The organism is Kitasatospora sp. NPDC023120 (assembly GCF_055560835.1).
Window position 1 is genome coordinate 133,399 of record NZ_JBVHHY010000024.1, and the last position, 11,209, is coordinate 144,607.

Here is an 11,209-nt window from a genome sequence, read left to right on the forward strand (position 1 = left end):
TAGGGCGAGAGATTAGTCAGTTCACCGTTCGACGTCTATGGGTCGATCGACCGCCTCGGCGGGCTCGTTCGCCGCGACTCCGGCGCGCAGGCGGCGGAGTCCGGTCAGGGCGACGAGCACCCCGAGTGCGCCGGCGGTCAGCGGGACCCAGTAGCCTGCCGCGGCGCCGGAGGCGTCGACCACCCAGCCGCCCGCCGAGGAGCCGAAGGCCACGCCGAGGGCGAGCCCGGTGGTGGTCCAGGCCATGCCCTCGGTGAGCTTGGCGGCCGGGACGAGCCGTTCGACCAGGGCCATCGCGGAGATCAGGGTGGGGGAGATGGCGACGCCGGCGACCAGCAGGGCGACGCCGGCCGCGACCAGCCCGCCGATGCCGTGCACGGTGGAGGCGACGAGCAGGATGGGGATCATGCTGAGCGCCATCATCACCACGCCGACGAAGAAGCGGGTGGACAGCGGACTCCGGAGCTTGAGCGCTCCGTAGACGACGCCGGCCAGGCCGGAGCCGAACGCCCAGACCGCGAGGACGACGCTGGAGAGCCCCTTGTGCCCCTGGGCGTCGGCGAAGGCGACGGTGACGATCTCGACCGAGCCGAAGATCGCGCCGGTGGCGACGAAGGTCAGCACCAGTACGACCAGGCCGCCGTTGAGGATGGCGCTGCCGCCGCCGTGGGCCGAGGCCGGGTGGACCGGCGGCTCGGTGCGGCGCTGGGCGGTGAACAGGACGATGCCGACGGCGAGCGCGATCACGGCCACCAGCACGCCGGACTCGGGGAAGGCGTTGGTGGCGAGGCCGATGGAGAGGATCGGACCGACGATGAAGCAGACCTCGTCGACGACGGCCTCGAAGGAGTACGCGGTGTGCAGCTTGACGGCGTCGTCGCGGTAGAGGTGGGCCCAGCGGGCGCGGACCATGGCGCCGGCGCTGGGCATGACGCCGAGGCCGATGGCGAACAGGAAGAGCGTCCAGGACGGCGCGTGGAAGTGGGCGCAGAGCAGGAGCCCGATCGCGGCGGCGACGGCGAGCGCGGTGGCCGGCAGGGCGACGCGGCGCTGCCCGCGGCGGTCGACCAGCCAGGAGACCGCCGGGCCCAGTGCCGCGGCGGCGATGGCCATCGTCGCGGAGACCGCGCCCGCCAGCCCGTACGACCCGGTCAGCTGGGAGAGCATCGTCACGATGCCGATGCCGGCCATGGAGATCGGCAGGCGGGCTATGAACCCGGCGGAGGAGAAGGCCAGAGTGCCGGGGGCGGCGAATATCCGGCGGTAGCTGGACAGCACGGGGGATCTCCGTGGGGTAAGGAATGAGGCTGGCCAACACAGCTTACGTAGGTTGGCAAACGGTATTTTCCGGACACCGGCGCGGCCCCGGCGACGGCATCGGACCCCTCAGTGGCAGGATCGGTGCCATGTCCGACGCGCGCAAACCCTCCCCCTCCGGCGCCGCTCCGTACGACGCCCTGCTGCTCCTGTCCTTCGGCGGGCCCGAGGGCCCCGAGGAGGTCGTCCCGTTCCTGGAGAACGTCACCCGCGGCCGCGGGATCCCCAAGGAGCGGCTGAAGGAGGTCGGCAAGCACTACTTCATGTTCGGCGGGGTCAGCCCGATCAACGAGCAGAACCGCGAGCTGCTCGCCGCGCTGCGCAAGGACTTCGCCGAGCACGGTCTGGACTTGCCGGTCTACTGGGGCAACCGGAACTGGGCGCCCTACCTGGTGGACACCCTGCGGGAACTGGCCGCCGACGGACACCGCCGGATCGCCGTGCTCGCCACCAGCGCGTACGCCGGCTACTCGGGCTGTCGCCAGTACCGGGAGAACCTCGCCGACGCCCTGGCCGCCCTGGCCGAGGAGGGCCTGCCCGCCCTGCGGGTCGACAAGCTGCGGCACTTCTACAACCACCCCGGCTTCGTCGAGCCGATGATCGACGCCACCGTGGCCGCGCTGGCGGAGCTGCCCGAGGACGTCCGGGACGGCGCCCGGCTGGCGTTCACCACCCACTCCATCCCGGACACCATGGCCGAGACCTCCGGCGCCCCGGACGACCCGGCCCGCGGCACACCGGGCGGCGCCTACGTCGCCCAGCACCTGGACGTGGCCCGGCTGATCGTCGCGGCCCTCGCCGAGCGCACCGGCGTCGCCGACCGGCCCTGGGAGCTGGTGTTCCAGAGCCGCAGCGGAGCCCCGCACACGCCGTGGCTGGAACCCGACATCTGCGACCACCTGGAGTCGCAGCACGCCGAGGGCGCGCCCGCCGTGGTGATGGTCCCGATCGGCTTCGTCTCCGACCACATGGAGGTCAAGTACGACCTCGACACCGAGGCCGTCGCCAAGGCCGCCGAGCTCGGCCTGCCGGTGGCCCGTGCCGCCACCGTCGGCGCCGACCCCCGGTTCACCGCCGCCGTGCGCGAGCTGGTCCTGGAGCGGGCCGCCACCGAGCGCGGCGAGCAGGTGACCCGCTGCGCCCTCGGCGCCCTCGGCCCCAGCCACGACGTGTGCGCGGTGGCCTGCTGCCCCAACCCGCGCGCCCCGCGCCCGGCCGCCGCCGAGCGCTGACCGTCCACCGACCACGTCCGGAGGAGATTTCCGTGACCGCCCCCGCCCAGCCCGACGACCGGCTCCTCGACGACCTCCTGGAGGTCGCCCTGGACGCGGCCCGGCAGGCCGGCGCCCTGCTGCGCGACGGCCGCCCCGCCGAGCTCGGCGTGGCCGGCACCAAGAGCAGCCCGGTCGACGTGGTCACCGAGATGGACCTCGCCTCCGAGAAGCTCGTGCTGGAGCTGATCACCGACCGCCGCCCGGCGGACGGCTACCTCGGCGAGGAGGGCACCGAGCGGCCCGGCACCAGCGGGGTCCGCTGGGTCGTGGACCCGCTCGACGGCACGGTCAACTACCTGTACGGGCTGCCCTCCTGGGCGGTCAGCGTGGCCGCCGAGGTGGACGGCCGGGCGGTCGTCGGAGTGGTGTACGCCCCGGCGCGCGACGAGCTGTTCCACGCCGTGCTGGGCTGCGGTGCCCGGCTGAACGGGCGGCCGATCTCGGCCCGCCCGGCGCCGCCCTGGGGTCAGGCGCTGATCGCCACCGGCTTCAACTACGTCCAGTCGGTGCGGGTGCGCCAGGCGGAGGTGCTGCTGGCGCTGATGCCCGAGGTGCGGGACATCCGCCGGGGCGGGGCGGCCGCGGTCGACCTGTGCGACGTCGCCGCCGGGCGGCTGGACGGCTACTACGAGCGCGGCCTCGCCCCCTGGGACCGCGCGGCCGGCTGCCTGGTCGCCGCCGAGGCCGGCGCCCTGACCGGCGGCCGCCCCGGGCACGGCCCGGACCGCGAGCTGACCGTGGCCGCGGCCCCGGGCGTGTACGAGCCGCTGCAGGAGCGCCTGGCCGCACTGCGGGCCTGGGCGGACTGACCGGCTGCGGCTGCCCGGAGCCGACCGCAACCGACCGGAACCGGAAGGCCCGGAGCGCTCTGCTCCGGACCACCCGGTTCCGGACGTGCGAAGAGCCCTGGCATACAGGGGATGCCAGGGCTTGGGGTTTCGCACGGCCCCCGCAGGGCCGCAGGTGCCGGAGTTCCGGCGACGGGTCGGAAGTGCCGAACGGGTTAGGCAGCGGTGCGGTGGCGCTCCAGCACCGTGTCCACGCCGTGTTCGGCGGCGAGTCGGCGGAGGTCGTCCAGCTCGGACTGCTCCACCTCGGCGAGGAACTCGTCCCCGGCCTCGATCGCGCGGTGCAGGTCCTGCTCGGCGTTGGCTATGCGCTGCAGGATTCCGGCCTTGAAGGCGTCCATACGGGCCCCCTTACTGTGTCGGACGTGCACGGTCGTGCGTCTCCGCCCCGAGGAGGTCCAGCCGGTGAAAGCGCCCCGGCCGGCAGTCGGTGAAGATCCGGTCGGGCGCGGAGACGGCCTTCGGCCGCTCCCGGTGATGTCCCAGCCCCAGGGCCGGCGCGGATGAACGCACGGCGGGTGGGTGCGACCGGCCAAGAGCCAGATCGCGGGTGTGCAGCTGTCCTCCCCGCAGAGGGGGCGGGGAAACCTCCCGGCGGAAGAAAGTTGCCGGTGTCACAGTCCAAGCGGAGTGCTACCGACACGAACGGTCACCGCCGCGGACCCGGGGCCCGTGCCCGAGGGGCAGCTTATCGCTGCTTTACCGCAGGACCAGGCAGGATGGAGGCACCGTCGGAGCCGTGCGTCCGCTTCCGGGGCCGGCCTGGAGAAGGGACAACGACCGTGCGGGTTCTCGTCGTCGAGGACGAGCAGCTGCTTGCCGAGGCCGTCGCGACCGGCCTGCGCCGCGAGGCGATGGCCGTCGACGTGGTGTACGACGGGGAGGCCGCGCTCCAGCGCATCGCGGTCAACGACTACGACGTGGTGGTCCTGGACCGCGACCTCCCGCTGGTCCACGGCGACGACGTCTGCCGCAAGGTGGTCGAGCAGGGCCTGGCGACCAGGGTGATCATGCTGACCGCCTCCGGCGACATCAGCGACCGGGTCGAGGGCCTGGAGATCGGCGCGGACGACTACCTTCCGAAGCCGTTCGCCTTCAGCGAACTCGTCGCCCGGGTAAGGGCGCTGGGCCGCCGCGCGACCATCCCGCTGCCCCCGGTGCTGGAGCGCGCCGGCATCTCGCTCGACCCCGGCCGGCGCGAGGTGATCCGCGACGGACGCACCGTCCAGCTCGCCCCCAAGGAGTTCGCCGTCCTGGAGGTGCTGATGCGGGCCGGCGGCGCCGTCGTCTCCGCCGAGCAGCTCCTCGAGAAGGCCTGGGACGAGCACACCGACCCGTTCACCAACGTCGTGCGCGTCACCGTGATGACGCTGCGCCGCAAGCTCGGCGACCCGCCGGTGATCGTCACCGTGCCGGGCTCCGGCTACCGGATCTGACCACCGGGACCCGCTGAGAGGGACCCGCCCGCGGACTCCCCGCCCCGAAGCGGCCCGGCCCCCGGGAATCCACCACCCCGCGCCCGCCCCCGGCGGACGCCCCGAGAGGACGATCATGACCACCCCGCCCCCGGCCGGCGGGCCCTCCGGCGCGCCCGCCGGCGGCCCGCGCGCCGTACCGCCCAAGCCCCTGCACCCCCCGCGCTCGGCCCGCTCGAACCAGACCTACGTCCCCGGCGACGGCGTCCTCGCCTGGCTGCCGTTCCGCCCCACCATCCGGATGCGGCTCACCCTGCTCTACGGCGGGATGTTCCTGATGGCCGGCGTGGTGCTGCTGCTGGTCATGTACTTCTTCGTCCAGCAGGCCCTCCAGGAGGTCGGCCAGCCGCACCTGCTGCTCAACGGCTCCGGCATCTCGGTGCGGACCCCGGACAACCTCACCCTGACCAGCCAGTCCGCGCTCGACCAGTGGCTGAACGACTACAAGGCCTACCAGGCCGGCCAGGCGCTCAACACCCTGCTGCGCAAGCTGCTCACCGTGCTCGTCTGCCTCGCCGTGATCGCCTTCGCGGCCGGCTACGCGATGGCCGGCCGGGTGCTGCGCCCGCTCGGCCGGATCACCCGCACCGCCCGCGACGTCGCCTCCTCCGACCTGCACCGCCGGATCGAGCTGGACGGGCCGGACGACGAGCTCAAGGAGCTCGCCGACACCTTCGACGACATGCTGGACCGGCTGGACCGCTCCTTCGACTCCCAGCGCCGCTTCGTCGCCAACGCCTCGCACGAGCTGCGCACCCCGCTGGCGATCAACCGCACCCTCCTGGAGGTCCAGCTCTCCGACCCGGCCGCCTCGCCGGACCTGCAGCAGCTGGGCAAGACCCTGCTGGCCACCAACGAGCGCAGCGAGCAGCTGGTCGAGGGCCTGCTGCTGCTCGCCCGCAGCGAGAACGAGCTGACCGACCGCCGCCCGGTGGAGCTGTCCGAGGTGGCCACCCGGGCGCTGGAGCAGACCAGGACCGAGGCGGACAAGCGCGAGGTCGAGCTGCGCTCGAAGCTGGATCCGGCCGTGGTCGCGGGCAACGGCGTGCTGCTGGAGCGGCTCGCGCTCAACCTGCTGCAGAACGCCGTCCGGTACAACACCGCGGGCGGCTGGGTCGAGCTGGCCACCGCGGAGGTGCCGGGCGGCGGCGAGCTGGTGGTCTCGAACACCGGCCCGGTGGTGCCGGGGTACGAGCTGGAGCACATCTTCGAGCCGTTCCGCCGGGTCAAGGGCGCCGACCGCACCCGCAGCGACAAGGGGGTCGGGCTCGGCCTGTCCATCGTCCGCTCGGTGGTGCGCGCCCACGGCGGCACCATCGAGGCCACCCCGCGCGCCGGAGGGGGCCTCACCATGCGGGTCCGCATCCCCTCGCCGTAGGGCGCACCCCCGCGCTGACCGCCCGTTCCGTGGGCGACCGTTTCCAGCCGCCCCCGTCAGGCCCGTCAAGACGACATAAGGCCTGGCGGGGGCGGCTTGTCTTTTCCGGCCCGGGCAACTTACGGTGTCGTAACCTACGCAACCGTAAGTGGGATCCGTCGGCGCGCCCGCCGGCGGGTCCGCACGGTGCGTGCCCGCCCAACGCGCCCGTCCCCGCGCGTGCCGTCCCCCGGGAGCAAGACCGTGACCATCGCCCCTGTGCAGAGCAGCACCGTGCAGAGCAGCCCCTCGCTCGGATCGAGCGGCTGGACCGACACGCGGCTGATCCTGGCCCTCGAAGAGGTCGTGGAGAAGGAGCTCAACCGCCACCTGGGCGTGGCCAAGGAGTGGATGCCGCACGAGTTCGTCCCGTGGAGCCAGGGGCGCGACTTCGACGGCGTCCTGGGCGGCGAGGCCTGGTCGGTCGAGCAGTCGCAGGTGACCCCGCTGGGCCGGGTGTCGCTGGTGGTGAACCTGCTGACCGAGGACAACCTCCCCAGCTACCACCACGAGATCGCGACCATGTTCGGCCGCGAGGGCGCCTGGGGCACCTGGGTGCACCGCTGGACGGCCGAGGAGGGGCGCCACGGCATAGCCATCCGCGACTACCTGCTCGCCACCCGGGCCGTCGACCCGGTGGAGCTGGAGCGGGCCCGGATGAACCACATGTCCGAGGGCTTCGAGTCCGACAACGCGCACAGCATGCTGCACTCGGTCGCGTACGTGGCCTTCCAGGAGCTCGCGACCCGCATCGCGCACCGCAACACCGGCAAGTACGCCGGCGACCCGCTCTGCGAGCAGCTCCTGGCGAAGATCGCCAACGACGAGAACCTGCACATGGTCTTCTACCGGAACCTGCTGAGGGCCGCGCTGGAGATCGCCCCGGACCAGGCCATGCGCGCCATCGCCGACGTGGTGACCGACTTCCGCATGCCCGGCCACGGGATCCCCGGCTTCGAGCGCGCCGCCGCCCAGATCGCCCTCGGCGGGGTGTACAACCTGCGCATCCACCACGACGACGTGCTGCAGCCGGTGCTGCGCAACCTCAAGGTGATGGAGATCAGCGGCCTCGGCCCCGAGGGTGTGCTGGCGCAGAACGAGCTGGGCGTGTTCCTGGACGGGCTGGACGCCCAGGCGCGGAAGTTCGAGGAGCGCCAGGCCGCGCTGCTGGCTCGCCGGGCGGCCCGGCGCAGCGCCGAGTAGGGCGCTTCACCGGGCGGTCGGAGTGGGTGGATTTTCCGTGGTTTGCCCCGGAAGATTCTTAACGTGACCAAGCTCACACCGTGTCGCTCCACGATTTCGGGCAACCCCGGAGAGTGATCACCCGTTCGGAGGTATCGATCGCCGTCCGTGACCGGATTCCGCCCTCGGGCGGATCCGCCGGATCGGTCAGCGTCCCTGATGGGCAAGGGATTCGGCGGGACTCCCCGCCGTTGGTGCTTACTGTGCGTGTCCGGATCGCCGGGCGCGGAGAGGGTCAGCGATGGCCTAGCGTGAGGCCTTCGGCAGCCCCGAGGATCACCCCGATGGAGCCCCGGCTGAGTGTCGATTGAGTAACAGGGCTTGAAGTAAGGCAAAATCTCCGCCTCGGGTCGGGCACAAGACCGACCCCCCATGCGTTACGTGCGCTGGAGATACCGCACACGCCGCACAACCCGGAGGGGGAGAGCGAAAAATGGCAACCGACTACGACACCCCACGCAAGACCGACGACGAGCTCAACGAGGACAGCATCGAGGAGCTCAAGGCTCGTCGGAACGACAAGGGCGGCAGCTCTGTCGACGTCGACGAGTTCGAGGCTGCCGAGGGCATGGAGCTCCCCGGCGCCGACCTCTCGAACGAGGAGCTCGCCGTCCGCGTGCTGCCGAAGCAGGCGGACGAGTTCACCTGCATGAGCTGCTTCCTGGTGCACCACCGCAGCCAGCTCTACAGCGAGAAGAACGGCAACCCGATCTGCCGGGACTGCGGCGCCTGAGCACCGCGGCGGACAGGGCCCGGTGCCCGCGGCTACCGCGGGACCGGCACACCGCTCCTTCCGGCCCCGGGCAGCGGGGCCGGACGGCAGTTCCGAGGGCCGTCCGTCCGGACGGCCCCGGCAGGACGGAGCCGGCCGACTCGTCGGCCGGCGCAAAGTCGTAGGGACGGTCCCGCAGCAGCGGAACCGTCCCTCTCCGTTTTCCCGTCCTCCGGGGCCCTCCGGGCCCGCGCGCCCGCTCCCTCAGGTGCGGGCGCCGCGCCGGGCCTCCTCCAGCGCCTCCGCCAGCCTCATCGGCGAGCGGGTCGACAGATAGAGGTACGGCGTCGGGTCGGCCGGGTCGCTCACCTCGACCCGCAGCGCCGTCGGGACATAGCTGCGCAGCAGCATGAACGCGCGGGGATCGGCCTTCGGGCCGCGCCAGGCCGCCGCCTCGGCGGGGCTCAGCGCCTGCGCGGTGCCGAGCGCGTCCACCGGGATCCGGGCAGGGCCGGCCACCAGCGAGCCCTGGACCACGCGGATCCGGGCCGAGCCGTAGCTGCTGATCGCGAGCGCGCCGGCGGCGACCCCGACCACCAGCCCGACCAGCGCGGCCGGGCCGCTGACCCGGATCAGGATCAGCGCGAGCGTGAGGCCCACCGCGGCCGGGAGCAGCCACCAGGAGCGCGGCACCGTGAGGCGTTCGTCGTACATGCCCTCCATTGTGGGCGCCCTGACGCCCGGCGCGGGACGCCACCCCCACCGGGGGCCTACCTACCCCTGGGTAGGGTTGGGCGCCGTGACCGGTACGACAGCCCCCAGCACCCCCACCGACCGGCCGGCGCCCGCGATGCCGCCGACCCCGACCACCCCGCCGCCGGACGCCGTCCTGCCGCCGCGCGCCCCCGAGGCACCGGCTCCCGGGACCCGGCTCGGCTCCCACTACGAGCACTGCTTCGGCTGCGGCCCGCAGCACCCCGGCGGCCTGCGGATCGACGCGATCGCCGGCGAGGGACTCGACGTCACCGCCGAGTTCACCGTCCGCGAGGTCCACCAGGGCGGCCCGGGCCTGGCCCACGGCGGCGTGCTGACGACAGCCATGGACGAAACCCTCGGGACGCTCAACTGGCTGCTGCACGCCCCCGCCGTGACCGGCCGGCTGGAGACCGACTTCCTCTCCCCGGTCCCCGTCGGCACGGTGCTGCACCTGCGTGCCTGGGTCACCGGCGTGCACGGCCGGAAGATCTACAGCGCCGCCGAGGCGCGGATCGGCGGCCCGGACGGACCGGTCGCCGTGCGGGCAACGGCGCTCTTCATCCAGGTGAAGCTGGAACACTTCACCACGCACGGTCGTGCCGAGGACATCGAGAAGGTCCTCGACGACCCGGACCTGATGAAGCGCGCACGAGCCTTTGAGGTGAACCCTTGAGTGACAGCCCCCGCCCGCAGCTGGACGTCCTGATCAAGCGCATCGACCCCGAGCTGCCGCTGCCCGCCTACGCGCAGCCCGGGGACGCCGGCGCCGATCTGCGCACCACCGTCGACGCCGAGCTGGCGCCCGGAGAGCGGGTGGTCCTGCCCACCGGCATCGCCATCGCCCTGCCGGACGGCTACGCGGCCTTCGTCCACCCCCGGTCCGGGCTGGCAGCTCGTTGCGGAGTTGCTCTCGTGAACGCCCCGGGGACGGTCGATGCCGGGTACCGTGGAGAGATCAAGGTGATCGTCGTCAATCTGGACCCGCGCGAGGGAGTCAGCTTCCGCCGAGGGGACCGGATCGCCCAGCTGGTCGTCCAGCAGGTCGAGAAGGCCCGCTTCCACGAGGTGGAGGAGCTGCCCGGGTCGGCACGCGCCGAGGGCGGGTTCGGGTCGACCGGCGGCCATGCCGCGGTCTAGCATTCCCGCGGCCTCGCAGGAAGCCGAGCAGGTATTCGCATCGGTCTTGGACCGGGAAGGACAGTGACCGTGTTCCGTCGTCGCCAGAAGAGCGAGGACGCTGTCGAGCAGCTCGCCGACGACGCCATCAGCGCCGACGAGACGGCCGATGACGTCGAAGGTTCCGCCGAGAGCGAGAACGTGACCGAGCTGGACCCGGCCGACAGGGTCGGCCTGCCGCCGGCCCCCAGGCCGGACGGTCCGTGGGACCACTCGGAGCTGGAGAACCCCGAGGAGGGACGAGTCGACCTCGGGGGTCTGCTGGTCCCCGGTGTCGAGGGCATGGAGCTGCGCGTCGAGGTCGCCGGTGACGCGATCGTCGCCGCCACCCTCGTGCTTGGCAACAGCGCCATCCAGCTCCAGGCCTTCGCGGCCCCGAAGTCCGAGGGCATCTGGGGCGAGGTCCGCGAGGAGATCGCCAACGGCATCACCTCGCAGGGCGGCCTCATCGAGGAGGAGGAGGGCCCGCTCGGCTGGCACCTCCGCGCCCAGGTCCCGGTGCAGCTGCCGGACGGCACCCAGGGTGTCCAGCTGGTGCGGTTCGTCGGCTGCGACGGCCCGCGCTGGTTCCTCCGCGGTGTGATCTCGGGCCAGGCTGCGGTGCAGCCCGAGATGGCCGGGATCCTGGAGCAGGTCTTCCGCCAGACCGTCGTCGTGCGCGGCGAGGCCCCGATGGCCCCCCGCGACCCGATCGTGCTGAAGCTCCCCGAGGACGCCCAGATGGTGGCCGACGGTGGCGGGGCGGCCGCTACCGCCGGCGAGGGCGACAGCCGCTTCGGCGGCGCCTCGCTCGACCCGTTCGCGCGCGGCCCGGAGATCACTGAGGTGCGCTGACCGACCCCGATCGCCTCTGCCCGGGATCCCGGGCAGAGGCGATTTGCATGTGGCGGGTCGGTCCCCGTACAGTTCCGGAGTCGCCGCGGGAGACCGGGGCGGCAAAGCGGAAAGCGAATCCGATGAATGAAGTTCCGGAAAACGGAGCGGAAAACGTC

12 protein-coding genes are annotated in these 11,209 nt (G+C 72.7%); 9 read left to right on the top strand and 3 right to left on the bottom strand.

The window, feature by feature from the left end; translation table 11 throughout:
* Positions 1-21 precede the first annotated feature (21 nt).
* Positions 22-1,278, bottom strand: coding sequence for an MFS transporter (locus tag ACZ3TI_RS30635; RefSeq protein WP_465731891.1), 1,257 nt, complete (start codon positions 1,276-1,278; stop codon positions 22-24).
* A gap of 128 nt (positions 1,279-1,406) precedes the next feature.
* On the opposite strand from ACZ3TI_RS30635, the gene ACZ3TI_RS30640 reads away from it, so the two are divergent.
* Together ACZ3TI_RS30640 and ACZ3TI_RS30645 are read left to right on the top strand one after the other, a co-directional pair.
* Positions 1,407-2,549, top strand: a complete 1,143-nt coding sequence (locus ACZ3TI_RS30640) for a ferrochelatase (protein ID WP_465731893.1) — start codon at positions 1,407-1,409, stop codon at positions 2,547-2,549.
* A gap of 32 nt (positions 2,550-2,581) precedes the next feature.
* Positions 2,582-3,400 carry an inositol monophosphatase family protein gene (locus tag ACZ3TI_RS30645; RefSeq protein WP_465731895.1) on the top strand — a complete coding sequence of 273 codons (819 nt, stop codon included), beginning with the start codon at positions 2,582-2,584 and terminating at the stop codon, positions 3,398-3,400.
* A gap of 194 nt (positions 3,401-3,594) precedes the next feature.
* Here the strand turns inward: ACZ3TI_RS30645 and ACZ3TI_RS30650 are convergent, their stop codons facing one another.
* A complete protein-coding gene (locus ACZ3TI_RS30650) occupies positions 3,595-3,780 on the bottom strand; it encodes a hypothetical protein (RefSeq protein ID WP_030057688.1) in 186 nt (61 codons plus the stop codon).
* 441 nt (positions 3,781-4,221) lie between these two features.
* Between ACZ3TI_RS30650 and ACZ3TI_RS30655 the strand changes: the two genes are divergently transcribed.
* The 4 genes from ACZ3TI_RS30655 to ACZ3TI_RS30670 all read left to right on the top strand — a co-directional run bounded on the left by ACZ3TI_RS30655 (position 4,222) and on the right by ACZ3TI_RS30670 (position 8,306).
* Complete coding sequence (locus ACZ3TI_RS30655; RefSeq protein ID WP_030057689.1) at positions 4,222-4,875, top strand: response regulator transcription factor; 654 nt, start codon at positions 4,222-4,224, stop codon at positions 4,873-4,875.
* Positions 4,876-4,990: 115 nt separating this feature from the next.
* Positions 4,991-6,292 carry a sensor histidine kinase gene (locus ACZ3TI_RS30660; protein ID WP_465731898.1) on the top strand — a complete coding sequence of 434 codons (1,302 nt, stop codon included), beginning with the start codon at positions 4,991-4,993 and terminating at the stop codon, positions 6,290-6,292.
* Between the two features lie 243 nt (positions 6,293-6,535).
* Positions 6,536-7,534: an acyl-ACP desaturase gene (locus ACZ3TI_RS30665; protein WP_465731900.1), complete on the top strand. Its 999-nt coding sequence runs from the start codon at positions 6,536-6,538 to the stop codon at positions 7,532-7,534.
* 472 nt (positions 7,535-8,006) lie between these two features.
* A complete protein-coding gene (locus tag ACZ3TI_RS30670) occupies positions 8,007-8,306 on the top strand; it encodes a DUF4193 domain-containing protein (RefSeq protein WP_189922429.1) in 300 nt (99 codons plus the stop codon).
* A gap of 243 nt (positions 8,307-8,549) precedes the next feature.
* Here the strand turns inward: ACZ3TI_RS30670 and ACZ3TI_RS30675 are convergent, their stop codons facing one another.
* Positions 8,550-8,999 carry a DUF3093 domain-containing protein gene (locus tag ACZ3TI_RS30675; protein ID WP_465731902.1) on the bottom strand — a complete coding sequence of 150 codons (450 nt, stop codon included), beginning with the start codon at positions 8,997-8,999 and terminating at the stop codon, positions 8,550-8,552.
* Between the two features lie 136 nt (positions 9,000-9,135).
* Between ACZ3TI_RS30675 and ACZ3TI_RS30680 the strand changes: the two genes are divergently transcribed.
* From ACZ3TI_RS30680 to ACZ3TI_RS30690, 3 genes are all read left to right on the top strand, one after another.
* Positions 9,136-9,714 (top strand): PaaI family thioesterase, encoded by a 579-nt coding sequence (locus tag ACZ3TI_RS30680; protein ID WP_465731923.1) that lies wholly within the window; start codon positions 9,136-9,138, stop codon positions 9,712-9,714.
* The gene (dut, locus tag ACZ3TI_RS30685; protein ID WP_465731904.1) at positions 9,711-10,178 is read left to right on the top strand and encodes a dUTP diphosphatase; all 468 of its coding nucleotides are present in this window, start codon (positions 9,711-9,713) and stop codon (positions 10,176-10,178) included. Before ACZ3TI_RS30680 ends, dut begins: the two co-directional genes overlap by 4 nt.
* 69 nt (positions 10,179-10,247) lie before the next feature.
* A complete protein-coding gene (locus tag ACZ3TI_RS30690) occupies positions 10,248-11,051 on the top strand; it encodes a DUF3710 domain-containing protein (protein WP_402223221.1) in 804 nt (267 codons plus the stop codon).
* Positions 11,052-11,209 lie beyond the last annotated feature (158 nt).